21 protein-coding genes are annotated in these 25,047 nt (G+C 63.4%); 5 read left to right on the top strand and 16 right to left on the bottom strand.

Going from position 1 to position 25,047, the window contains the following annotated elements; translation table 11 throughout:
* Positions 1–168 precede the first annotated feature (168 nt).
* From PCA31118_RS24735 to PCA31118_RS24700, 8 genes are all read right to left on the bottom strand, one after another.
* The gene (locus PCA31118_RS24735; protein ID WP_150627611.1) at positions 169–987 is read right to left on the bottom strand and encodes a M55 family metallopeptidase; all 819 of its coding nucleotides are present in this window, start codon (positions 985–987) and stop codon (positions 169–171) included.
* 48 nt (positions 988–1,035) lie between these two features.
* The gene (locus PCA31118_RS24730; RefSeq protein ID WP_150627610.1) at positions 1,036–2,166 is read right to left on the bottom strand and encodes a DmpA family aminopeptidase; all 1,131 of its coding nucleotides are present in this window, start codon (positions 2,164–2,166) and stop codon (positions 1,036–1,038) included.
* 28 nt (positions 2,167–2,194) lie between these two features.
* A complete protein-coding gene (gsiD, locus tag PCA31118_RS24725) occupies positions 2,195–3,109 on the bottom strand; it encodes a glutathione ABC transporter permease GsiD (RefSeq protein ID WP_150627609.1) in 915 nt (304 codons plus the stop codon).
* Positions 3,110–3,119: 10 nt separating this feature from the next.
* Positions 3,120–4,040, bottom strand: a complete 921-nt coding sequence (gene gsiC, locus PCA31118_RS24720; RefSeq protein WP_150627608.1) for a glutathione ABC transporter permease GsiC — start codon at positions 4,038–4,040, stop codon at positions 3,120–3,122.
* A gap of 125 nt (positions 4,041–4,165) precedes the next feature.
* Positions 4,166–5,725: a glutathione ABC transporter substrate-binding protein GsiB gene (gene gsiB, locus PCA31118_RS24715; protein WP_150627607.1), complete on the bottom strand. Its 1,560-nt coding sequence runs from the start codon at positions 5,723–5,725 to the stop codon at positions 4,166–4,168.
* Between the two features lie 200 nt (positions 5,726–5,925).
* Positions 5,926–7,812: a dipeptide ABC transporter ATP-binding protein gene (locus PCA31118_RS24710; protein WP_044455055.1), complete on the bottom strand. Its 1,887-nt coding sequence runs from the start codon at positions 7,810–7,812 to the stop codon at positions 5,926–5,928.
* Positions 7,813–7,953: 141 nt separating this feature from the next.
* On the bottom strand, positions 7,954–8,910 hold the full coding sequence (locus PCA31118_RS24705; protein WP_150627606.1) for an isoaspartyl peptidase/L-asparaginase family protein: 957 nt from the start codon (positions 8,908–8,910) through the stop codon (positions 7,954–7,956).
* Entirely contained in the window at positions 8,907–10,055 is a 1,149-nt protein-coding gene (locus PCA31118_RS24700; protein WP_150627605.1) for a MurR/RpiR family transcriptional regulator, read from the bottom strand. The genes PCA31118_RS24705 and PCA31118_RS24700 overlap by 4 nt, the downstream gene beginning before the upstream one ends.
* A gap of 425 nt (positions 10,056–10,480) precedes the next feature.
* Between PCA31118_RS24700 and PCA31118_RS24695 the strand changes: the two genes are divergently transcribed.
* Positions 10,481–10,747, top strand: coding sequence for a hypothetical protein (locus tag PCA31118_RS24695; protein ID WP_174990595.1), 267 nt, complete (start codon positions 10,481–10,483; stop codon positions 10,745–10,747).
* Between the two features lie 193 nt (positions 10,748–10,940).
* On the opposite strand, the gene PCA31118_RS24690 is transcribed toward PCA31118_RS24695, so the two are convergent.
* From PCA31118_RS24690 to PCA31118_RS24675, 4 genes are all read right to left on the bottom strand, one after another.
* Positions 10,941–11,498: a YggT family protein gene (locus PCA31118_RS24690; protein WP_044455050.1), complete on the bottom strand. Its 558-nt coding sequence runs from the start codon at positions 11,496–11,498 to the stop codon at positions 10,941–10,943.
* 173 nt (positions 11,499–11,671) lie between these two features.
* Positions 11,672–12,859 (bottom strand): enoyl-CoA hydratase/isomerase family protein, encoded by a 1,188-nt coding sequence (locus PCA31118_RS24685; protein ID WP_150627604.1) that lies wholly within the window; start codon positions 12,857–12,859, stop codon positions 11,672–11,674.
* Positions 12,860–12,914: 55 nt separating this feature from the next.
* Positions 12,915–14,048, bottom strand: coding sequence for an acyl-CoA dehydrogenase (locus PCA31118_RS24680; protein ID WP_150627603.1), 1,134 nt, complete (start codon positions 14,046–14,048; stop codon positions 12,915–12,917).
* Positions 14,018–14,422 carry a hypothetical protein gene (locus tag PCA31118_RS24675; protein ID WP_150627602.1) on the bottom strand — a complete coding sequence of 135 codons (405 nt, stop codon included), beginning with the start codon at positions 14,420–14,422 and terminating at the stop codon, positions 14,018–14,020. The genes PCA31118_RS24680 and PCA31118_RS24675 overlap by 31 nt, the downstream gene beginning before the upstream one ends.
* Before the next feature lie 102 nt (positions 14,423–14,524).
* On the opposite strand from PCA31118_RS24675, the gene PCA31118_RS24670 reads away from it, so the two are divergent.
* From PCA31118_RS24670 to PCA31118_RS24660, 3 genes are all read left to right on the top strand, one after another.
* Positions 14,525–16,186 carry an AMP-binding protein gene (locus PCA31118_RS24670; RefSeq protein ID WP_150627601.1) on the top strand — a complete coding sequence of 554 codons (1,662 nt, stop codon included), beginning with the start codon at positions 14,525–14,527 and terminating at the stop codon, positions 16,184–16,186.
* A gap of 96 nt (positions 16,187–16,282) precedes the next feature.
* Positions 16,283–17,050, top strand: coding sequence for an SDR family NAD(P)-dependent oxidoreductase (locus PCA31118_RS24665; protein WP_150627600.1), 768 nt, complete (start codon positions 16,283–16,285; stop codon positions 17,048–17,050).
* A gap of 174 nt (positions 17,051–17,224) precedes the next feature.
* On the top strand, positions 17,225–18,235 hold the full coding sequence (locus PCA31118_RS24660; protein ID WP_150627599.1) for an AraC family transcriptional regulator: 1,011 nt from the start codon (positions 17,225–17,227) through the stop codon (positions 18,233–18,235).
* A 14-nt stretch (positions 18,236–18,249) separates the two neighbouring features.
* Here PCA31118_RS24660 and PCA31118_RS24655 read toward each other — a convergent pair whose 3' ends face one another.
* From PCA31118_RS24655 to PCA31118_RS24645, 3 genes are all read right to left on the bottom strand, one after another.
* A complete protein-coding gene (locus PCA31118_RS24655; protein WP_246190423.1) occupies positions 18,250–19,629 on the bottom strand; it encodes an MFS transporter in 1,380 nt (459 codons plus the stop codon).
* Positions 19,630–19,731: 102 nt separating this feature from the next.
* Positions 19,732–20,817, bottom strand: coding sequence for a porin (locus tag PCA31118_RS24650; RefSeq protein WP_150627598.1), 1,086 nt, complete (start codon positions 20,815–20,817; stop codon positions 19,732–19,734).
* 645 nt (positions 20,818–21,462) lie between these two features.
* Positions 21,463–22,266, bottom strand: a complete 804-nt coding sequence (locus tag PCA31118_RS24645) for an IclR family transcriptional regulator (protein WP_150627639.1) — start codon at positions 22,264–22,266, stop codon at positions 21,463–21,465.
* 799 nt (positions 22,267–23,065) lie between these two features.
* On the opposite strand from PCA31118_RS24645, the gene PCA31118_RS24640 reads away from it, so the two are divergent.
* A complete protein-coding gene (locus tag PCA31118_RS24640) occupies positions 23,066–23,461 on the top strand; it encodes a transposase (protein WP_039399697.1) in 396 nt (131 codons plus the stop codon).
* A 277-nt stretch (positions 23,462–23,738) separates the two neighbouring features.
* Here the strand turns inward: PCA31118_RS24640 and PCA31118_RS24635 are convergent, their stop codons facing one another.
* Positions 23,739–24,845, bottom strand: a complete 1,107-nt coding sequence (locus PCA31118_RS24635; RefSeq protein WP_150627597.1) for an NAD(P)/FAD-dependent oxidoreductase — start codon at positions 24,843–24,845, stop codon at positions 23,739–23,741.
* Positions 24,846–25,047: the final 202 nt, after the last annotated feature.

The following is a 25,047-nucleotide window of genomic DNA, read 5'->3' as shown; positions in this document are numbered from 1 at the left end:
CAATGGCCGATCGGTTGACAGGGAAAAACCGATGACAAAACTCCACAATTCCCCTGCGAATCAGGAGGATAGGCCCCATTTGGACGGGGTACCAGCATTCCAGGCGGCGAATTCCGCGTCCTGTTTCCTCGCTCGCCGGGCGATGGGCGATGGGCGGTCAGATCCTGCTCAACGCAGCATGAACGACATGGCAGACAGGCAGTTCAGCATGCGAACCGCGGCTTCCACGCTGGGCGTTTCGAACTGGAGGGTGACGCCGTCGATGCGCTCGAGTGTCGGCCACTGGCAGAACAGATCGGCCAGTGCCGTCGTCTGGGCCTGCAATCGCACTTCGACGGGCGTTTGCACGGTGTAGGTATGCCACTTGCGCGAGTCTTCGAGCGACACCTTGGCGGCCTCGCGAATCAGATCGCACGATTGCGAGGGGCTGAGCGTCATGCCGCTGCCCTGCCCCCACGCCGCCTTCGTCTGCACGTACTGGGCGGACGGGAAGATGAGCCGCGTTTCCTCGCAGAACACGTCGTCGCCGCTGGCCATGACCATCGGCACGCCCCGCTCGCCGGCCAGCGCGCCGTACAACATCGCTTCGCTCGCCTCCACGCCGCCCAACCAGACGCGCGCGAACGCGAAGCTATTGATCGTATGCGCCAGAATGCCGGCGCTTTGCGCCTTGCCGTGATAGCCGATCATGAAGAGTGCATCGCAACCGGCTTCCACGCCGGCGACCATGCCCAGATAGCGTGGCTTGCCCAGCACCAGGCGCGCGCGCGGATCGAGTTCGTCGGGCAGCAGATTGCGAAAGCCGCCGTGCGAGTCGTTGACCATCACTTCGGTCGCGCCGCCGGCAAAAGCGCCTTCGACGGCCGCGTTGGCCTCGCGCGTCATCCAGCGGCGTGCTCGCTCGTACTCCCCATTACCGGCGCGCGTCTGTTCGGCGTGGAAAACGCCCGCAACCCCTTCGATATCGGTGGAAATCAGGATTCGCATAGTGTCGGTCATCTCATGAGTGGCGGCGGCCCGGCATCGATTTCCGGCCTAGAGCGTGGCCCAGTCGGGCAGCACGTCCGCCAGCGCGCGTCGCACGTGGGCGTCGCGCCCGAGTACGGACTCGGCAGCAAAGAGCGCGTGCAGGATCGCCTGTTCGGTGGCGTCGACCGTCGCCTGGAAAATAGGATCGAGAAGCGCATCGGGCACCAGCGCCGCAGGTGCAACGCGCCCCATGGCGTCGTGCGGCATGGTGTACCCCGTCGTGAGCGCCAGCGCGATATCGCCGCTGCCGTGACCGTAGACCGAACCGGTACGCGCCAGCCCGGCGCCGGTACGCGTCGCCACGCGGCGCAACTGCCGTGCGTCGAGCGGCGCATCGGTCGCCACCAGCATGATGATCGAGCCTCGCTCGGGCGCTGTGCGTTGCTCGGGCTGCGCGAGGCGCTCGTCGAGGACCGGGCCGACGTGGCGTCCGGCAATCGTCAGTTGCGACGGCCGGCCGAAGTTCGACAGCACCAGCACCCCCACGGTAAACGACGCCCCGGCCGTCTCCACGACGCGCGACGCCGAACCGATACCGCCCTTGAGGCCAAAGCTGGACATGCCGCGCCCAGCACCCACCGCGCCTTGCGCGAAGTCCGACGACGCGTTCGCCAGCGCCTGCGCATAATGCGCCTCGGTCACGGCAAACGCCTGCATGTCGTTGAGATAGCCGTCGTTGCACTCGAACACCGTCGGATTGAGCGATGGACCGCCACGGCCGATCTCGGGATTGGCGGCGATCGCCGCGCGCAACTGACCGAGGGCCACGTGACTCACGGAGAACGTGTTGGTCAGCGCGAGCGGCGCTTCCACCACGCCGAGTTCGTCGATCTGCATCAGGCCGACACTCTTGCCGAAGCCGTTGATGATCGCCGCACCGGCGGGAATCTTGGTGCGAAACGGATCCCACTGCCCGCTCGGGGATACGGCGTCGGCACTGGCCCCTCCGGCGTCGGCCGGGCTGGCCGGCGTCGGGCAGACGACCGTCACGCCCGTTTGCACCGGCCCGTCGGCGAGCGTGACATGGCCGACGAAGACCCCCGGCACATCGGTGATCGCGTCGCGCGGCCCGGCCGGCAAAAGGCCGACGTGGGGTGCACCGAACAACGCTTCGCGAAAGTCTGACACGGGGATCATTTCGCGCTCCTGTGAAAACAGCAATGCATCAATGCCGGTCGAGCTTGGGATCGAGCGCGTCGCGCAGGCCGTCGCCGAGCAGATTGAAGGCGAGCACGGTCAGGAAGATGGCCACGCTCGGGAAAATGGCGATGTGCGGCGCGTTGACCATATCGGCACGCGCCTCGTTGAGCATCGCGCCCCACTCCGGGGTAGGCGGCTGCGCGCCCAGCCCGAGGAACGACAGGCTCGCCGCCGTGATGATCGACGTGCCGATGCGCATCGAGAAATATACGACGATCGACGACACCGTGCCCGGCAGGATGTGCCGCATGATGATCGTCCAGTCCGACGCGCCGATGGAGCGGGCCGCTTCGATGTACGTCAGATGCTTGAGCACCAGCGTGTTGCCGCGCACGAGCCGCGCGAACGCCGGGATCGAGAAAATGGCCACGGCCACGATCACGTTGATCATGCCGTTACCCAGCACGGCCACCACGCCGATGGCGAGCAGAATCCCCGGGAAGGCGAACAGCACGTCGGAAATACGCATGACGATGCGGTCCCACCAGCCCTCGTAATATCCGGCGAGCAGGCCGAGCACGGTGCCGATCACCGCGCCCAGCGCGACCGAGCCGAAGCCGGCGGCCAGGGAGATGCGCGTGCCCGCGAGCACGCGGCTGAAGATGTCGCGACCGAGCGAGTCCACGCCGAACCAGTGCTTCGCGGACGGACCCGCATTGAGCGCGTCATAGTCGAAGAAGTTCTCCGGATCGAACGGTACGAGGTGCGGTGCGAGAATCGCGAGAACGACCAGCAGCAGCACGAACACGCCGGCGACCATCGCAATGTGCTGCTTCCTGAACTTGCGCCAGAATTCGCGCCACGGCGTGCGCACGCGGTTGCCGCTCGCGGTGGCCGCGTTCGCTGCACCCGGTTGAGTTGTCGGTTGGCTTGCGCTCATCTTGCTTGCCTCACTTGTAACGAATGGTCGGGTTGATGACGGCGTACAGCACGTCGACCACGAGGTTGATCAGAATGAACTCAAGCGAGAACAGAAGCACCAGCGCCTGAATCACCGGATAGTCGCGCATCTCGACGGAGTCGATCAGCAGGCGTCCGAGTCCGGGCCAGTTGAACACCACCTCGACGACGATCGAGCCGCCGAGCAGAAAACCGAACTGCAGGCCCATCATGGTAACGACGGGAATCATGGCGTTGCGCAGCGCATGCTTGAACACCACGTGCATTTCGTTGAGCCCCTTAGCCCGCGCGGTGCGCACAAAGTCCTCGTGCAGCACTTCGACGAACGCGGAGCGGGTAAAGCGCGCCATCACGGCGGCCACCGCCGCGCCCAGTGTGATCGAGGGCAGGATGTAGCTCTTCCACGAGTCGGCGCCAATCGTCGGCAGCCAGCCCAGTTGCACCGAGAAAATCTGCATCAGCAACATGCCGAGTGCGAACGCCGGGAACGAAATACCCGAGACGGCGAACGTCATGCCGAGTCGGTCCGGCCAGCGGTTGCGCCACACGGCGGACGCCACGCCGAGTCCCATGCCGATCAGCACCGACCAAATCATGCTCACCAGCGTAAGCCACAGCGTTGGCATGAAGCGGCTGGAGATCTCTTGCGAGACGGGTTGCTTGCTGCGCATGGACAGCCCGAAGTCCCCACGCACCGCGTGCGTGATGAAGTTCGTGAACTGTGTGAGCAGCGGCTTGTCGAGGCCGAGATCCTGGCGCACCAGCGCCACGGTCGCCTCGTCTGCCTGCGGACCCGCGGCCAGACGCGCCGGGTCGCCCGGCAACATGTGCACGAACGCGAACACCAGCACTGCCACGATCAGCAGCGTGGGGATCAGGCCGAGCAGGCGTTTGAGAAAGTAATTGAGCATCGCAATCTTGCCGAACGTCTTGCCAAAACCATGTCTTGCGGTAGACCGCGCCGCCAGCCGTAGCCGGCGGCGCGGGGAACATCACGCGAGCGCATCGCGCCCGACTTCACCGGTGATGGCTTCGATTACTTCATCGAGATATCGGTGAAGTTGAACGAACCGTCAGGCATGGTGTACACGCCCGACAGATTCTTGTTGCGGGCGTACAGCAGCTTTTCCGTCACGAGGAAGGCCCACGGCGCATCGTTCCAGATCTTCTGTTGTGCATCCGTGTACAGCTTCGTCTTCTCGGCGCGGTCGGTCGTCTGCAGCGCCTTGGTGAAGTCGGCGTCGACCGCCTCGTTCTTGTAGTAGGCGGTGTTGAAGAGCTTCGGCGGGAACGACTCCGAGCTCAGCAGCGGACGCAGCGCCCAGTCGGCTTCGCCCGTCGACGACGACCAGCCCACGTAGTACATGCGCACCGGCGCCTTGTCGGGGTCCGGTGCGGACTCGACCAGTTCGACGCGCTGACCGGCTTCGAGGGCGCGCACTTGCGCCTTGATGCCGACCTGCGCCAGTTGCTGCTGCACGAACTGGATCACCTTCTGCGCCGTCGTGTACGTGTAAGCCGACCACAGCGTCGTCTCGAAACCGTTCGGGTAACCCGCTTCCTTGAGCAGTTCCTTGGCCTTGGCCGGGTTGTACGGCCACGGGCCGGTCTTGGCCGCGTAGTCGACGCCCTTGGGCACCACGCCTTCGGCCGGCATGGCGTAGCCCGCGAAGGCCACCTTCACCAGCGCTTCCTTGTTGATCGCGTAGTTGATGGCCTGACGCACGCGCACGTCGTCGAACGGCTTTTGCTTCGTGTTGAAGCTCACATAGCGCTGAATGATCGAGGGGCCGGCGATCACGTCGACCTTTCCGCTGGCCTTCAGGCCGTCGGCCTGCTCATACGGCACCGGGAAAGCGAAACCGGCTTCGCCCGTTTGCATGACGGCCGCGCGCGTGTTGTTGTCGACAACCGGCTTGAAGGTGATCGTGTCGACCTTCGGGTAGCCCTTCTTCCAATAGCCGTCGAACTTCTTCACCTTCACGTAATCGGTACGGTTCCATTCGACGAACTCGAACGGGCCGGTGCCGACCGGGTGCGACGCGATGTCCTTGCCGTACTTCTTGAGCGCTTCAGGCGAGATGATCACGGCCGACGGGTGTGCCAGCGTGTTGATGAACGGCGAGAACGGTTCTTTCAGCGTGAACTTCACCGTGTGCGGATCGACCACTTCAGTCTTGGCGATTTCCTTGTACAGGTTGTAACGCTTGAGCTTGTTCTCCGGGTTCGTCACGCGATCGAAGTTCGCCTTCACCGCAGCCGCGTCGAAGGTCGTGCCGTCCTGGAACTTCACGCCCGATTTGAGCTTGATCGTGTAGACGAGGCCGTCCGGCGAGACCGTGTAGCTCTCGGCGAGCACGTTCACGAGCTTCATGTCCTTGTCGAAACCGAACATGCCTTCGTAGAACGACTTCGCGACGGCTTGCGACAGCGTATCGTTCGCGTCGTACGGATCCATCGTCGTGAAGGTCGACTGCACGGCCATCACGACATCCTTGGCGGCGAACGCCGGGGCGGCACCGAACACGGCGGACGCCACGGCGACGGACGCGAGCGCGGTTTTCCAGCGAGCGCCCAACAAAACGTTTTTCGACATCTGTCTTTCTCCTTCTGGTCTGACGGGGTCGCCGCGGGCGAGTCGTTCGACTGCGCCACTTGGCGGGCATTAAGGTGACAACAAGACGTGCAACTGACTAAAACTGCTGAAAACTTCCGGTCACTGCCTGACACTGCATAAAACTACCGCCCACTCCCGCGGCGCACGCGTCCCCCCGGGGACATGCGTGCCGCGATCGATCAGTACGCCCCGGCCACGCGGTGACGCGCCACGAAGTGCCCGGCGCCGACTTCCACCAGCGGCTGCACCTGTGGCTCGTCGCCGACCAGACGGATCGGGCTCGGAATCTCTTCCGTGAGCAACTCGCGCTTGGCATGGCGACGCGCCGGATCGGCAATCGGCACCGCCGACATGAGTTTCTTCGTGTACGGATGCTGCGGATTCTCGAAGATGGCGCGACGCGGACCGATCTCGACGATCTGCCCCAGGAACATCACCGCCACGCGGTGGCTGATGCGCTCCACGACCGCCATGTCGTGCGAGATGAACAGGAACGCGATGCCGAATTCCTTTTGCAGATCGAGCATCAGGTTGATGATCTGCGCCTGCACGGAGACGTCCAGCGCCGAGACGGATTCGTCCGCGATCACGACCTTGGGCTTGAGCGCGAGCGCGCGGGCAATCGCAATGCGCTGACGCTGACCGCCCGAAAACTCGTGCGGGTAACGTTGCGCATATTCGGCGGGCAAGCCCACGCGTTCGAGCAATTCGGCCACGCGTTTCTCGGCTTCGGCACCGCTGGCAACGCCGTGCACCAGCAACGGTTCCATGATCGAGAAGCCCACCGTCAAACGCGGATCGAGCGACGCGAACGGGTCCTGGAAAATGAATTGGATGTCGCGGCGCAGCGTTTGCAAGGCGCGGCCTGCGAGGTCGTGAATCGGCTTGCCGCCGAATTCGATGGAACCGCCCTGACTCGCGACCAGGCGCAGCAATGCGCGACCGGTCGTCGACTTGCCGCACCCCGATTCGCCCACGAGGCCCAGCGTCTCCCCCGGATACAGGTCGAAGCTCACACGCTCGACGGCATGCACGCGTTGTTTCACTCGGCCGAAGAAGCCCGAGGGCACGTCGAAGCGTGCCACGAGATCCTTCACGCGCAGAATCGGACCGGCATCGGTTCTAACCGTCGGTTGCGGCGTTTCGGCGGCGGGTTTCGCGTCGGCCGGCGCGTCGTAGCGCAGCAACGGGAAGCGGGCCGGCAAATCGGTGCCCTGCATCGATCCCAGACGCGGCACCGCCGAGAGCAGCGCCTGCGTGTAACGTTCGCGCGGCGCGGCGAAGATCTCCGCCGAACGGCCCTCTTCCACCTTGTCGCCACGGTGCATGACCAGCACGCGGTCGGCCACTTCCGCCACCACGCCCATGTCGTGCGTGATGAACACGACGCCCATGTGCATCTCGTCTTGCAGCGCCCGGATCAATTGCAGAATCTGCGCCTGAATCGTCACGTCGAGCGCCGTCGTCGGTTCGTCGGCGATCAGCAGTCCCGGCTTGCACGAGAGCGCCATCGCGATCATCACGCGCTGGCGCATGCCGCCGGAGAGTTGATGCGGGAAGCGCCCGAGCACGCGACGCGCTTCGGGAATACGCACAAGTTCGAGCATGCGCAATGCTTCGGCGCGTGCGGCGGCGGTGTCCTTGCCCTGGTGCAGACGAATGGATTCGGCGATCTGCTCGCCGACCGGGAACACCGGGTTCAGCGAGGTCATGGGCTCCTGGAAGATCATGGCCATGTCTGCGCCGCGAATGCTGCGCATGGTGCTGCCGCTCGCGCGCGTGAGGTCGACGAGTTTGCCGTTGCGGCGGCGCATGATCATCGAGCCCTGGGTGATGCGTCCACCGCCATTCTCGACAAGCCGCATGGCGGCGAGCGACGTCACCGACTTGCCCGACCCCGATTCGCCCACGATAGCGAGCGTTTCGCCGCGGTCGACGTGGAAGGACAGGTCGCGCACGGCCGTCACCACGCGCTCGGACGTCGCGAACTGCACGGTAATGCCGCTCACGTCGAGCACGCGCTCGTCGGGCAACGAAATCGTTGGGGTTGTCTTACGCTCAGCCACGCCTGTCCTCGCTTATCTTCACTGGCTCAATCCGGTACCGGGCGGGTGGCCTTGTGATCGGTGCCATACGCCGCCCAGCCTTTCCTGCTCGCCTGCTCACCGGCTCGTCCATACGGGAGCGAGCGGGGCTTTCCATCTCGATTATTCGTGAATGGCCGTCACCGGCGTTTCACCCACGCGGGCCACGCCGCGATACATCCCTTCGGTATTGAACGGGAGCGCCACGTTACCCTGCGCGTCGACCGCGATCAGCCCGCCCCGGCCGTTCACGCGCGGCAGACGCTCTCGAATTACGCGTTCGGCCGCGTCATGGAGCGATAGTCCGGCATACGCCATGAGTGCGCCGACCTCGTAGCAGGCGACCGCACGAATGAACGCCTCGCCCGTGCCTGTGGCCGAGACCGCCGCTGTCGCATCGTTTGCGTAGCAACCGGCGCCGATCAGAGGAGAGTCGCCAACGCGACCGACGGCCTTGTTCGTCATCCCGCCCGTCGACGTCGCGGCGGCCACGTGACCCTGCATGTCGCAGGCAACCGCGCCTACCGTGCCGAACTTGGTGTCCGGATCGATCGGCTCCTTCCTGAGCGGCATATCGTGATCGAGCGAGACGGCCGCGCTCGCAAGCGCGCGCTGCAACTGGGCATAACGCGCTTCGGTGAAAAAATATTCCGGATCGACCAGCGCCGCACCGTTCTCGGCGGCGAAGGCTTCCGCGCCGTCCCCGACGAGCAAGACGTGCGGGCTGCGCTCGAGCACCAGACGGGCCGCCAGGATCGGATTGCGCACACGATGCACACAGGCGATCGCGCCCGCATCGAGCGTGCTCCCGTTCATGATGGCGGCATCGAGCTCATGCGTGCCTTCATGCGTGAAGACGGCGCCGCGCCCCGCGTTAAAGCGAGGGCAGTCTTCGAGGTGACGCACGGCTTCGGTCACGGCGTCGAGCGCCGAACCACCGGCGGCCAGCACGGCCTGACCGGCGCGCAGCACATCGGCCAATGCCTCGTGATACGCCTTGAGTTCTTCGGGCGACGTGTCGCGGCTGATCGTTCCGGCACCGCCGTGAATGGCGATGACCGCACGTTGGGCGTGGCTCATGATGCGTTGTCCTTTCTGTCCGGGGCCGTCGCCCCGGCCGTCGCGCCTGATGACGCGCCTGACGACGCGCCGGAAGCATGACGGGGTGTGGCCTGATGGGCCGGATTCGGGAGGCTTTGCGTGACGGTCGTCGCGGCGGCGGCCGCGTTCGAGAGCGCCGTTGCCGTGGCACTGGCCGCCGCCGAAGCGGCGCTGCGTGGTGAGGTGCCGACGCGCCCCGACGCGACCGCATTGGCCGGCGCGTTCGGCGTGCCCGTGGCGTTCAGCGATGCCGAATCGAGCCACGGCAGCAGGAAGTCCGTCAATTCGGTGGCGCGATCGACCGCGTGCTTGGCGCGTTGCGCGACGGCGTCGCAAATCGCGTCGATCATGGCCAGCACACTCGCTTCGGAGTTGCTCGACAAACGCGGCTTGCTACGCACGAAAATCACGATATCCCCCAACGGCGCGAGCGGCGATGTGGGGCTGTCGGTCAGCACCATCACCGAGACGCCGCGCCCGCGCAGGCGTCGGCACAGCGTCACGGTGTCAGAGACATAACGCGGGAAACCGAGCGCGATCACCAGATCGCCCTCGCGCAATTTGAAAAGCTGACGTGCAGCGTGCGTCGATCCGCCTGCACCGACGACCGATTGCACGTTCTCGCAATACGGATCGAGACCGTGATGCAACAGACCCGCGAGGTAGCCGCTTGCGCCGAGCCCCAGAACGTAAATGCGATGCGCCTGCAAGATCGATTCGACGGCGCGCTCGCAGGTGCCGGCGTCAAGGGCGCGGCGCGTCCATTCCAGGTTCTCGATGGCCTGCGAGAGCGACGCGGCCATCACATCGGCACTCGCGCTTGCCTGCGCCTTGCTCGTGCGCAGGCTTTCGATCGGCGCGAGTGTCGCTTCATAGCCGCGCACCATGGCGGCGCGACACTGCGGATAGCCGTCGAAGCCAAGCGCTCGCGCAAAACGATTCACCGTAGCGAGCGAGACACCGACCGCATCGGCGAATTCGTCGATTCGCATGGTTGCCGCGCGGAACGTGTTGTCGAGCACGAACGCCGCCATGCGCTGTTGCGCGGGCGTCAGTTCGGGCATGGCGCGCACGATCCGCTCGGTGAGCGGCAAGTCGGCGGGCAACGAGTCGGCGTCAATCATGAGTAGCAGCGATCCTTCAGAGTGAAGGAAAGTATATTTTCATCAGCACCCCGTCAAAAGAAAAAAAATAGTTCAAATGACGACAGACGGTCCACTCGATGACGCCACATGCCCGCCACACCCCCGCAAACCCTGTCAAAACAAGGGGGATAGGTCACCGCTATACGCGAAAAGCGGGCATACTAGGGGAAACCCGAATGCACGAACTTGCCGGACGCTTTGCGATCCGACGCTGAAGTACGGTTTCACGGCCCGGTGGATGTTGATGTCAGCCAACAGAGACAGGACAGTCGAAGGACCGCCTGGGGAGGCTTGGTCGGAGGCGAGTCGTAACGTGCAGTAAACATGGCGTAGTCACGGGCTTACATCTGCCCATTACGCTGACGATGTCGCCGTGAACACTATTCGCCTCAAGGAGCATGACCATGCTGAGCCCGCATGAAATCGCCACGCTGCTGCTGGCGGCCGCATCCCTTGGACCGATCGACGCCGATGCGCTCGAATCGCCCGATCTCGCTGCACTGGAGCAGGCCCGTCTGGTGCAGGTCGCCGTGGCCGAAGGACAAACGAAAGTGAGCGTGACCGAAGACGGTCACCGTGTCTTGCAACGGTTGGGATTGTCGCGCTCAGGCATCGAGCCTGCGGAAGCCCCACGTCTGTCGCTGGCGCCCGCCAAGAGCGCGGGGACGTGACGTCGAGGTGACGAGAGCGTCACGTTGACGCGAGAAGGGTCTGAGACCGACTTGAGCGCGACGTGAGCGCGACTTGAGCGCGACGTGAAATCGGAGAGGCCATTGCGGCCTTGGTGGCGTTTGCGGGCCGCCGAATTGCGTCAAAGAACGCGTTGGCGTTTGGCAGGCAGCATCGCCACCTGCCCAGGCATCATCAAAGGGTGGCGAAGAACAGGCTCAGACGTGCGAGCACGATCAGCAGAATCTGCATGAGCAGGAACAGCCCAAGCGGCGACAGATCGAAGCCGCCGACCGTCGGGATGACGCGACGGATGGGACGCAGCAGCGGGTCGAGCAGGTGCTGGAGAATCGGCATGGCAGTCGCACGGGGATTCACCCACGACAGCACGGCCATTAGCAGCGTGAGCCACATCACCAGATTCGCCCCCCACTTGGCGACGAGCACCAGCGCCACGAGCAAGCCTCTCGGGAACACCGAGACCGGCGACACCCCCACCACCGCAGTGATCAGCACAAGGTACGCAATGGCGGCCAGCCATGCGCCGATCACGCACGCCCAGTCGATACCACCGACGCCGGGCACGACGCGCCGCAGCGGCAACACAATCCAGTTGGTGAATTGAAATACGCCTTGTGAGAGCGGGTTACGCGGGGGCAGTCGTGTTGCCTGCATCCACACACGTAATAGCAACAAAGCGCCGAATAGCGAGAAGACGAGGTCTAGCAACAGACGGGCGATTTCGACGAGCATCTGGACTCCAACGGGTTGTGCGGTCCCCCGCAAAACCGGCATTGTCGCATGCGTTTCGCCGAGTTCAAGCGCCGCGTTGGTCGAGCGTCGAGCGCGCAGCGCTCACTAGGGCGCGGCGCCCGAGTTGCCGAACCGGGTAGCAGGGTTTTGCCCAGCGCTGTGAGGCGGCATGCTCAACGCCCGAGGGCCTCCAGCGGATGCTCACCGTCGGCCCACGGCGAGACGAAGAACGCATCGACCGCCTCGGTCGGCACGTCGGCCAATGTCGCATATCGCCAGCGTGGTTGCTTGTCCTTATCGATGAGCAATGCACGCACGCCTTCGACAAAATCGCCCGACGCAAATGCGTGATAACCCAACACCAACTCCATACGGAAAGCGTCGGCCAGGTCCAGACGGCGCCCCTTCTGCAACTGCCGGTCTGTCACGCACAGACTGAGCGGCGAGCGCTGTTGCAGCGCTGTCAGCGTGTCGTTCGCCCAGGCGTCGGCCGCGATGCCGACGTCCGCACGCAGCGACGCGACGACGCCCCGCACGTCGATGGCGCTGAAATGTTTGTCCAGCGCACCTCTCACGCCCGCAAGCGGGGCGGCATCCGTCCATGTCCGGCCCAGCGGCAGAATCGCGGCGCGCAGTGCGTCGAGAAGCGCGTCGAGAAGGCCGCTGGCATCGGGCGCTCCCGATACGCCGGGCACACCGGATGCGCCGGATGCCCCATCCGCTAGCCGCGCCCAGTCGAACCGTTCCACCACTTCGCGCAATCGCGCACTGGCGTCCCCCTCGATCCAGACATCGGCCAGACCGCAGTAAAGCGCATCGGCCGCAGTGATCGTGACACCGGTCAGTCCCAGGTAGCGTGCGAGCGTCGGCGCGAGATGCCCGAGAAACCAGCTGGCCCCCACATCCGGGAACAACCCGATGCCGGTCTCGGGCATGGCAAGTCGCGTGCGGTCCGTTACGATGCGCAGTGCCGCCCCCTGCGCCACCCCCATGCCCCCGCCCATCACGATACCGTCGAGCAGTGCGATATACGGCTTCGGATATCGGTGGATCAGGTAGTCCAGGCGATACTCGTCGACGAAGAATGCCTGATGGTCGGTGGCGTTGTTCACCCGGCTTTCATACAGTGCGCGAACATCGCCCCCGGCACAGAACGCTTTCTCCCCCGCCCCCTCGATCAACACGGCATGCACCGACGGGTCATCGCTCCACGCATTGAGTTGCGCCCACATGGCACACACCATGCCATGCGTAATGGCATTGAGTGCCTTCGGCCGATTGAGCGTGATCACGCCGAATCCGTTGATCACGTCGAACAGAACTTCGTCCTGCGTTTCGATGACGCTATCGTGCAAACTCACTCGTCGTTCTCCTCGCGATACTGGAACGCAATGCTGGAATCAATGCCGCGCCGCCTCAGTCGAGCGCACGGGCGATGACCTGACGCTGAATCTCGCTGGTGCCCTCGTAGATTTGCGTGATGCGGGCGTCGCGGTAGTAGCGCTCCACCGGGTAGTCCTCGAGATACCCGTAGCCGCCGTGAATCTGGATCGCATGGGTGCATACCCACTCGGCAAGTTCGGAGGCAAAGAGCTTTGCCTGCGACGCCTCTGACAGACACGGCAGCCCCTGCGTGCGCAGCGCCGCCGCGTGCAGAATCAGAAAGCGCGCCGCGTTGATCCGTGTGGTCATGTCGGCCAGCATGTTCGCGATACTTTGATGCTCCCGAATCGGCTTGCCGAACTGCTGACGCTCGTTCGCATATTGAAGCGCCGCTTCGAATGCCGCGCGCGCAATACCGAGCGCCAGCGCAGCGATGCCGATGCGGCCACCTTCCAGGTTGGACAGCGCGATCTTCAACCCCTGCCCCGGCTCGCCGAGCATGGCGTCATCGCCGACTTCGCAGTCCACGAGCGTGATCGGACACGTATCGGACGCGCGAATACCCAGCTTGTGCTCGGGATGACCGACTTCAAACCCCGGCGTGTCCGTTGGCACGATGAACGCCGAAATGCCACGCTTGCCCGCCGCGGGGTCCGTGACGGCGAACACGATCGCCACTGCTGCACGCTTGCCGTTCGTCACGAACTGCTTGCTGCCGTTGAGCACCCATTTGTCGCCCCGACGCTCGGCGCGCGTTCGCAGGTTGTTGGCCTCGGACCCGGCCTGAGGCTCCGTCAGACAGAACGCACCGATCTTCTTGCCGGCCGCCAGATCCGGTAGCCAGCGCTCGCGCTGAGCGTCGGTGCCGAATTTCAGAATCGGCGCACAGCCAACCGAGTTATGGACGGACATCATCGTCGCGGTCGAGGCACAACCGGTCGCAATCTCCTCCATGGCCAGCGCATACGCCGTGTAGTCCGTGTATGACCCGCCGTATTGCTCGGGCACCATCATGCCGAGCAAACCCAGCTCTCCCATTTGCGCCACCATCGTGTCAGGCAACGCGCAGTCCTTGTCCCACTGTGCAGCGTTCGGTGCGAGTTGCTCGCTGGAAAACGCACGCGCCATATCGCGAATCATGCGTTGGTCTTCAGTGAAAAAATCCATGTTCTGTCTCCTGCGCCACGGCCTGTTCGGAAGGTAATCGACATCACGTCGAATCCATTGTCGACGCCTGCGCCTTGTCGATGGAGCCAGTGTAGGCATCCCGCGGCCTTGGCACCATAGCCAAAAACGGCAAATTGGCTGAGCGGAATTGCCATCGGAATCTTCCGTATTCCGATCAGGAAAAACCCTTGCAGCGTGGCCATCTGCCGAGGCGTCGTGCGCTGCCGTGCCCCGCGATCTTTGCTGCGCCGCGCAATCCCCCTGATTGCGGAGTGGATAAATCCCTCACGCACTCTGACCCGTTTAGCCATTGCCTGCCGTGAGCGCAACCCATTAGGATCGACTTCACCAACGCCCACGAGCGTCGCGCCCATTTCCGGTCCAGAGACGGCGCCACGGGCGGGCGGTCATGCGCGCCGGGGTCTTGCATCCTCGGCGCCCCCCGCCGGCCGGCTTCCGACAACAGGAGACAACCCATGACTGCGGATTACGCTCAGGCCTATGATGCGTTCGACCTCGACGCCACGGTACGCGCCACGCTCGATGGCGATCTCGACGCAATGAACGCCTGCGTCGAATGTTGCGACCGGCACGCCCTTCCCGGGCGCATCGCGCTCTTCTGGGAAGGCAAGGACGGCACGAGCCAGACGTGGACGTTCAAGCAACTGCAAACGCTTTCCGCCCGCTTCGCCAACTTCCTGCGCGAACAGGGTGTGCAGCCGGGCGACCGCGTCAGCGGCCTGTTGCCGCGCACGCCCGAACTTCTCGTGACGATTCTTGGCACATGGCGCGCCGGCGCCGTGTATCAGCCGCTCTTCACGGCGTTCGGGCCCAAGGCCATCGAACACCGGCTGCATAGCGCGCAAAGCAAGCTGGTCGTCACGGACGCCGCGAATCGCAGCAAGCTGCATGAAGTTGCGAACTGCCCGCCGGTGGTCACCGTCAGCGGTGCACGCGGTCAGGGCGTGGAACGCGGCGACTTCAGCTTCTGGCATGAGGTCGAGCAGCACGCTGCCACGTTCGAGCCGGTCATGCGTCGTGGCGACGACCCCTTCATGATGATGTTTACCTCGGGCACCACCGGCGCGGCCAAACCGGTCATGGTGCCGCTGCGCGCCATTCTCGCGTTCGTGGGCTATATGCGCGACGCCGTCGATCTGCGCCCGACCGATACCTTCTGGAACATCGCCGATCCCGGCTGGGCGTACGGGCTCTACTACGCCGTCACGGGCCCGCTCGCGACAGGTACGCCCACCACGTTCTACGACGGCCCTTTCACCGTCGAGAGCACGTATCGCATCGTCAACAAGCTCGGCATCACCAACCTTGCCGGTTCTCCCACGGCGTTCCGACTACTGATCGCCGGTGGCGAAAAAGCGGCTGCCCCGGTCAAGGGCCAACTGCGCGCAGTGTCCAGCGCAGGCGAGCCCCTCAACCCCGAGGTCATTCGCTGGTTCGCGGAGCACCTCGACGTGACCATTCACGACCATTACGGACAGACGGAGCTCGGCATGGTCGTGTGCAATCACCATGCACTGGCCCATCCGGTGCAATCCGGGGCAGCGGGCTTTGCATCGCCCGGGCACCGCGTCGTGGTGCTCGATGACGAGGGACGCGAGTGCCCTGTGGGCGTGCCCGGCGTCCTCGCGCTGGATCGCAGGCAATCGCCGCTGATGTGGTTCACGGGCTACTGGGAACGCGAGACGCCCGCGTTCGTGGGCGACTACTACCTGTCCGGCGACACGGTCGAGCGCAATGCGGACGGCAGCATCAGCTTCGTCGGTCGCAACGACGACGTGATCACCTCGTCGGGCTATCGTATTGGCCCGTTCGACGTGGAGAGCGCGCTCATCGAACATCCGGCGGTCGTCGAAACGGCGGTGGTAGGCAAGCCGGATCCGGAACGCACGGAACTGGTCAAGGCGTTCGTGGTGCTGCACGCACAGTTCGCCCCGACCGACGCGCTGGCCCGTGAATTGCAGGAGCATGTCCGTCACCGCTTGTCAACGCATGCCTACCCGCGTGAAATCGAATTCGTCGCGGAATTGCCCAAGACGCCGAGCGGCAAGCTCCAGCGCTTCATTCTGCGCAATCAGGAAATCGCGAAGGCCACGCAGGCGTCTGCCGCGGCCGCCTGAGCGCCCTGTTTGCGACGTAGCCGAACGCACCGAACGCACCAAACACACCCAACGCGCCCAACACCTTCGACTCTGCCTCCTCAGGAACCGCATCTCATGCAAATCAAGGATCGTATTTTTCTCGTTACCGGCGCATCGTCCGGCCTCGGTGCGGCAACGGCCCGCATGTTCGTCGACGCGGGCGCCAGGGTTGTGCTCGGTGACATCAACGCCGAAGCCGGCGCAAAGCAAGCCGCAGCGCTGGGCGATGCCGCTCGCTTCGTCGCCACTGACATTACCAAGGAAGAGGACGTTCAGCGCCTGGTCGATACGGCCAAAAGCGCTTTCGGTGCATTGAACGGCGTCGTCAATTGCGCGGGACTCGTCATCGGCGAGCGCATTCTTGGCAAACAAGGTCCTCATCAACTGGACAGCTTTGCGCGCATCGTGAACGTGAACCTGATCGGCACGTTCAACGTGTTGCGTATTGCGGCATCGGCCATGGCCGAAGGAGAGGCCGACGCCGAGGGCGAGCGCGGCGTGGTCGTGAATACGGCGTCGGTTGCCGCGTTCGACGGACAGATCGGTCAGGCCGCCTACGCTGCGTCGAAGGGGGGCGTGGCCGCCCTGACGCTGCCGGCAGCCCGCGAACTCGCGCGTGTGGGGGTGCGGGTCGTCACGATCGCGCCGGGGATTTTCGAAACGCCGATGATGGCAGGCATGACCCCGGAAGTGCAGGCGGCACTGGGCGCCTCGGTGCCCTTCCCACCGCGCCTGGGTCGCCCATCCGAATATGCCGCGCTGGTGCGCCACATCGTCGAGAACACCATGATTAACGGCGAAGTGATTCGCCTCGACGGCGCGCTTCGCATGGCACCGAAGTAAGCCTGCCCGGCATCGCCATCTCCCGTCGCGAACGAGGCCACGCCCCGGTTCGCCAGCGAATTCGGAATACGCCGATCCTCTTTTCGGACGGCGCCGGAAGCGCCATCAGGGGCCGCACTGCTAGAATTCCTGCGTCCCCCGCTATGGCATTCCGCCGGTTCCGATTCGCGACGCATGGAAAAAGGCAGCATTTCGATACATTTCGTCATCAACGCATTGGCGCACGTCGAGCGACTCGGGGGCGATCCGGCGGCATTGCTTCGCGCCGCCGATATCGCCCCCTCGTTGCTCACACGTGCGCAAGGCCGTGTGTCGGCAGATCGCTATGCACATCTCTGGCGATTGATCAGTCTCGCGCTGGACGACGAATTCTTCGGTCAGGATTCGCGTCGCATGAAAGTCGGCAGCTTCGCGATGTTGTGTCACAGCGTCGTGACCTGCCGAACGTTGGAGCAGGCGTTACAGCGTGCGACACGTTTCTTCGGCTTGTTGCTCGACGATCTCGAGATGCATCTGGTGCGCGACGGTGCGCTTGCCCGCCTGGAAGTGCACGAACGGGCGGATGCGAGAGCCCCTCGGATATTCGGACACGAAACGCTGCTGATCCTCTTCTACGCGTTGACGTGCTGGCTGATTGCACGGCGCGTCACACTCGGCACGGCCTACTTCGCGTTCGACGAGCCGGTCTATAGCGACGAATACCGCACGATGTATTCGGCACGTCTGGTCTTCAACGCTGCGCACACAGCCATCGAGTTCGACGCCGCGTGTCTGGACTTGCCGGTCGTGCAGAACGAGGTGAGCGTAAAGGAATTTTTGCGTGCTGCGCCGGGCAACATCATCCTCAAATACAAGAACACCAAGGGCATGGTGGCCAGGGTGCGGCGACGACTGAAGGCGTTGCCGACGGACAGTTGGCCTGCCTTCGAAACGCTGGCGAGTGAATTCCACACCACGCCCTCGACGTTGCGTCGGCGGCTTGAGGAAGAGGGGCAGTCGTACCAGTCGATCAAGGATCAGTTGCGGCGCGATCTGGCGATTCACGCCCTGTGCCACACGTCCAAACCCATGCTGGAGATTGCGCTGTCGTTGGGATTTGCGGACCCAAGCGCCTTCTTCCGGGCATTTCGCAAGTGGACAGGCGCGCGCCCGGGCGACTACCGGCGTCAGGCCGTGGAGGCCTGACACCTGGCACGATCTTAAATCGTCCGTGCCTTGCGCGTCACCGTACCGGGCGCACCGTCCACGTCTTGCGCATCGTCCGCATCATCGTCGAGTTCGATGCGTTTCACTTCGCCGAGCAGCAGCAAATAGCACAGCACGCCGGCGATCGCGAAGAGGCTGATCAGGCCGAGCGCCCAGCCGAACGAGCCTGTCGCTTTCACGATGAAGCCAATCGCAATCGGAGTGATGATGCCCGAGAGGTTGCCCGCGAAGTTCACCGCGCCTCCGGTAATGCCGACCATGCCCTTGGGGGCGATGTCCGCCACCAGCGACCACGATGCCGACGCCACGCCTTGCGCGAAAAAGGCAAACGACATGATGGCGATCACGAGCCAGTTGGCGTCCGTGAGCACGGTGAGCGACATCGTCGGCACCAGCAACAGGCCCGTGACGATGGGCGTTTTACGCGCCGTGCCGACAGCGACACCGCGACGCAGCAGCCAGTCCGAGAGCAGACCGCCGCAAACCACCCCGATCGACGCCGCCACGAACGGCACCGACGTCATGCCCCCCGCCTTGAGCACCGTCATATGGCGCTCGGTGATCAGGTACGTCGGAAACCACGTCAGGAAGAAGTACAGGGAAGAGAGCGACGCGAACTTACCCACGCAGATCGCGATGATCTGGCGATTGCGAAACAGCACCAGCAGCTTGCGCCACGGGAATTTCTGCGACTCGGCCTTTTGCGCCGACTTGACCTCCACGAGTGCCCCGCCGCTGCGAATGTGCTCAAGCTCCGCAGCGTTTACCCACGAACACTTGTCCGGATCGCGGTAGCCGACGAACCACACGCCCGCCCAGACGATGCCCAGCAGCCCTGTGGCATAAAAAATCTCGCGCCATCCCCACGTGTGGGCGATCCAGAACAGCACCGGTGTGAGCGCAGCCATGCCGATGTACTGCCCGACGAGGTAGACGCTCGTGGCCACCCCTCGTTCGCGTTGCGCGAACCAGATCGACACGACGCGGTTGTTCACCGGAAACGTCGGCGCTTCCGCGACACCGACCCCGAGACGCATGCCGAACAAGGTCGCAAAGCGCGAAGTAAACCCTTGCATGAACGTCAACACCGACCAGCTCAGAATGGCCACGCCATAGATCGCGCGCGTGCCGAAGCGGTCGATGACCCAGCCACCGGGAATATTGGCGATCACGTAGGTCCACGCATAGGCCGAGAAAATGAAGCCCAACTCGACGGGGCCGAGTCCGAACTCCTGCTTGAGCATGGGCGCCGCAACTGAGAGATTGGCACGATCCACATAGTTGATGACCGTGCCGACGAAGACCAGAAAGAGCATCCAGTAGCGCACCTTCGACGGGCGCTGCACGGACGACGGGGGCAGAGAAACTGACATATTGAATCTCGAAATGTGCACGGGCACGCGCGCCCGAAAACCTGCCATCGATCGCCAACGTCATCGGAGCGGCACGACGGCATCTCCGATGACGTCGTCGCATCAGAAGCTGTGATACATCCCAACGCGCACCAGCATCTGATCGTGATTGCTGGATGCCCCGATCGGATACGACGCGGCGTGGTTGTTACCGGTCGCACCGATGTACGTCACCTGCGCTTGCAATTGCGTGCGCTTCGAGAACGAGTAAAGGTCGCCCGCTTCGATCTGGTTGTAGTGGGTGTGATTGAACGACGAATACGAATAGCCCAGCGTGAGCGCATTCGCCTGCGTCACCCGGTACTCCGTCCCCACGTCATAGTTGAACATGTTGCCCGAACCACCGGGCGCGCGTACTTCGCTGCGGGTGTACAGCGCATGTACGTTCCAGCGCGACGAAATGCGATAGGAGGCGCCGACGCCGGTGTTGTTCACGGCATCCGACTTGAACAGATTCGTCGCGGAGAGCACCGACTGGCCGAAGATCGACGAAATGCCCAGACGTGACGAAAAGTCGAAAGTCCGCTTGTTGATACTTACGTAAGTCGCTGCGAGCGAGAGCGGTCCGTTGTCGTACTTCAGGTAACCGCCGACCGTGCGACCGAGCGCGTTGCCGCCTGCGAAGCCGTACATCAGGCCGCCGGTCAGTCCGTGAAAGCTCGCGCTGTTCCATTTCACCGCGTTGTCGATCTGCGAAGAGTTCGCAAGATTGTCGAGGTTGCCCGGGTGATAGGCGTAGAGATTGTGCTGCCAGAAGCCGTTCGAATAGCGAATCGAGACGTCCTGCATGAAGTCCGTCTGATGGCCGATCGACACCGTACCGAGCCGATCGCTCGCCAGCCCGACCCAGGCCTGACGGTTCCACTCCACCCCGCTATTGATCAACGCCCCGGAACTGGTGTTAAAGCCCTGCTCCAGTTGAAACACTGCGGCGAGACCACCACCGAGGTCTTCACGTCCCTTGAGACCGAAGCGGTCCGGCTGACCGATACCAGCGTCCATCTTGAACAAACGTCCGCCGCCCTGATTGCTCACGTAAGTGAGGCCATCGTCGACCGTGCCGTAAATCTGCAACGAATTGCCTGCGGCATGTGCCGCGCCAGCGCATGCCAGAAGGCAGGCTGCGCCGATACTACGTCTCTTCACCATCCACTCCTGTTTGCTTCCCAATGCTTTAAGGCCGTCCTACACCCTGTGTCGACATCGTCGATGCCCACAAAGACGTGCCGATCGTCGCATCGATTTTGTCTTACCTATGAAACGATAGTTAATAGGTGAGACAATTATGGCGAAGTGGTTTCAGCGAGACAAGCAGAAAAAAAGTCAGCGTTTATTGATGTTGCGCAGATGCTAAAGAGAAAGCTCACGCGCGTGTGCAGAAAAATCTGACGGAAGGTTCGAAGAAACCAAGGCAAAACACGGGCCAATTCAGGGTGCATAAGGGTGCATCACAGGGCATATGAGTGGCGTCAACAGCCAGCCCCCTGACGTAGCGACTTAAAGGTAGTGGAGCGGAGTCAGGGGGCTGGCTGTTGATGCGGCCCGGAGGCTGGCGATGGCGGCGAGGCGAAAGGACCGAGGGGGTAAGCCGAAAAATGTACCCCTTCAGCCGACGACTTCTGCACTGGAAGAGAAGCACGGGGGGCATATGAGTGGCGTCAGCAGCCAGCCCCCTGACGTAGCGACTTAAAGGTAGTGGAGCGGAGTCAGGGGGCTGGCTGTTGATGCTGCCCGGAGGGTGGCGATGGCGGCGAGGCGAAAAGACCGAGGGGGTCCGGTCAAATAAGCGCCAAATCAGCCCGAAACCCCAACCCGTTCGGCCCGGTAATTGAGTTTGTGGGACAGTTCATCGGCGGCGGAGACGACTTTCTCGACGATACCGTTTTCGAGCAGATCGGCCTCAACACGCGCCTGCGGAATCGTCACGCTGATGACAGCAACGATCTGGCCACGATGATTACGTACGGGAGCCGCAATCGTCGAAATGTTCTGCTCGAAGAATGCCTGGCTCATGCTGTAACCACGGGCGATGTCTTCCTGCACCACGCGGTACAGCGCCTCGACGGTCGTGGGCGTATGTGTCGTATAGGCTTCGAGCTTGCGCTCCGGGTAGAGCTGTTTGAGCGAAGGCAACGAATAATCGCCTAGCAGAATGTGACCGACAGCGGTCGCGTGGGCGGGCAAGCGCGTTCCCACGCGCACGGTTCCGAACACCATTTCGCGGCTCGCGGCCTTCGCTACGAACACGGCATCGCGCTGATCGAGAATCAGGATGTGGCTCGAAAAGCCGGTCGCATCGCGCAGCTTTTCGATGACCGGCGTGCCCAGATCCGTCAGTTCGAGCGAGTTCAGATACTCGAAGCCGAGCCGCAGGACTGCCACACCGAGTCGGTAGTGACGATCGTCGCCGGCCTTTTCGATAAACCCTTCGGCTTCCAGCGTTTGTAGCAGACGAAACACCGTCGAACGGGGAATGTCCAGACGTCGCGCCAGATCCGCGCCCGCAAGCACTGGCTCGCGCGCCGAGAACGTCATGAGAATGCGCAGGCCGCGCTCAAGGCCCGGTACCGAGTATTTGTTATCGCTGTCGTTGCTCATGCCGTTTGCGCACAATGGCGCCGACCGGTGTGCGGCGGTGCCGCGCAGCCGATAGACGATATTCATGGAAGGCGCACATTATAGGCTACGGTCCCGTCGCACGACCATGACGGAAGACCATGAGGCGACCGGGCCACTTTCTCACCAGACGAGAGCCGGTTGCGCCGCTTCGCTCGCTGCGGTTGCGACAAGTTGCGCCCGTTCGTGCGCCCTGGTGCCCTATCGGGGCGCAGACCGGCACTCATCTTGGGCAGACGCATCACCGCCGGGCGTTGATTTTGCGACGTTTTGTGCCCTTTTGCGCATTCTCACGTCCCGATTTCCGCTCACCGCGCATGCACCGCAATGGGGGTAATTCCGAAGCGCGTCGACCCGAGGTTTTTGTCATTATTGCGCCTGCAAGCTTGACAAGCTGGCGCATGTGGAGCGAGACACCCTGGTCTGAGCCGAGAACAACAAACGATCCGGACAGACCAAAAGGCACGTATTCCTTTTCTCCTGACGCTTTTGCGATTGCCTATCCCAATTGCCACTCAGGAGCTGCGCCCACCTGCCAAGTGGGCGTTTTTTTGCTGGTCAAACGCTCCCTTCGCAGTGTGGTTCGACCCGAGCGCGGCGTTCTTCAAAAGAGAACCCGATCTCCTGGCATGCTTGTTGCTTGTATTTCCAGCATCGGGGATCGACGCCGCCTTGGCCGAGTTTTGACGATACGCACGCACCAGATTGCACCGGACGTGCCCGATCGCGAAACCCGGACTCGCCCCCTGCGGCGCCTCCGTTTGTTTTGGGTCGAGGTGTTATGTTTAATGAACTGAGCGACGTTGAATGGCACGCCCTGCGTGATCTGATTTGCGACCGTCCGGTCCGTACGGAACGACGCGGCCGCCCTCAAGTCGAGCAGCGCACGCTGACCAATGCTGTCTTGTGGGTGCTGTTCACTGGCGAGAGCTGGTCCAAGCTGCCCATGCAGTACCCCTCCGTGCCGACCTGCCGTCGCAAACTGAATGAATGGCGCGAATCGGGCATGCTCGATACGATCCTGAAACGCCTGCAACAATCGGGCCGCGATATCAGCGCCTGTGCAGGTCAAATCAGCAAACCGGCCCGCAGCACGCCGTGTGGCGACACCGATCGCCTGCGCGGTGTGTTCTGGACGAATCCGGCGTCGTGGAAGCCGCCGGTCGCTGTGCGCTAAAGCGTCGGGTGTGCTGACCCGCACACCGGCTCAAGCGGTTTCACCGACGCAAAGATTCCCTCCGACAGGAATACCGCGCAATGCTCGCGGTACCGTCCGGAAGGCATCACGGGGTTAGCCAGATAGCAGTTTGCAGCACGTCTACGCGAGATGTGACCGGGCGGTCCATCTCGCCCATTCGTAGGATTCGTACGATGCTTGCGATTCGCCCTCCTTGCGCGCTACGCAGCCCGGGTCCATCGCTGCATATGCCTCGCGCCGCGCTCGATGTGGCGCGTCAGGAAAGCGCTGCGCTCACCGCTTGCGCAATGGCCAGCGACGCTGTCAGGCCGGGCGACTCGATGCCGAACAGATTCACGAGTCCCGCCACGCCATGCACCGCAGGCCCGTCGATGCGAAAATCCGCCGCCGGCTCGCCCGGCCCGCTGATCTTCGGCCGAATGCCCGCATAGCCAGGCTGCAACGCGCCGTCGGCCAGCGCCGGCCAATAGCGTCGCACCGCCGCATAAAAACCGTCGCCGTCTGAAGGATTCACTGTGTAGTCGATCTCCTCGACCCACTGCACGTTGGGACCGAATCGCGCCTGCCCGCCGAGATCGAGCGTCAAATGCACGCCCAATCCCCCCGGCTCCGGAACCGGATATATCAGATGGGTAAAGGGGGCACGCTGCGCACACGAGAAGTAACTGCCCTTCGCGAAATACCGCTGCGGAATGGACTCGGGCGCCAGACCCTCGAATTTGCGGGCGATATCGACCGCGTGAAGTCCAGCGCTGTTGACGACGGTGTCGGCGAGCAAGGTCGACGTGACGCCTTCGGTCTCGACATCCAGCTCGATGCCCCTGGCACCGCCCACACGGGCGCCCGTCACACGTGCGTCGAACGCCAACATCGCCCCCGCGTTCTCGGCGTCGCCCTGCAACGCAAGCATCAGACCGTGGCTGTCGACGATGCCCGTTGACGGTGAGAGCAGCGCACCAAAGGTGTGCAATTCGGGTTCACGTTGTGCGACCTCGCCAGCGCTCAGCCACTGAAGATCGTCGACACCGCTTGCATGTGCATTGGCGGCAATGGCTTCGAGTTCGGCGACCTGATGATCGGTGGTCGCCACGATGAGCTTGCCGCACCGACGATGCGCGACGCCATGCGTCTGGCAAAACTCGTACAACCGATGTTTGCCCTCCACGCACAGCTTTGCCTTGAGCGAGCCGGGCGGATAGTAGATGCCGCCGTGGATGACTTCGCTGTTGCGCGAACTGGTCCCCGTGCCGATAGCGCGCTCCGACTCCAGAACGACCACCTCGCGCCCGGCGAGCGCCATCGCGCGCGCCACAGCCAGTCCCACCACGCCCGCGCCGATGACGGCGCAATCGACTTTGTCCATCGCTCTTCCCTGTTTGCCATTCGAGAATGTCCGATTCGCATGAGGACGTCCGTCGTCGCCAGCGTCCTCCTCATGCGAATCGGCTGCGGGCGCGACGCCCGCAGCCTCACGACTTCACTCTACTGCTTCACTTCCTGGTTGCCGCGTCGAAACACGGCTGGCGCGTGCTTACAGCGCGCCCGTCAGCTCCGGCACCACCGTG

The organism is Pandoraea captiosa (assembly GCF_902459775.1).
Lineage (GTDB): Bacteria > Pseudomonadota > Gammaproteobacteria > Burkholderiales > Burkholderiaceae > Pandoraea > Pandoraea captiosa.
The sequence above is the reverse complement of the archived record's forward strand: the minus strand, read 5'-3'. Positions and strand labels throughout refer to the sequence as shown.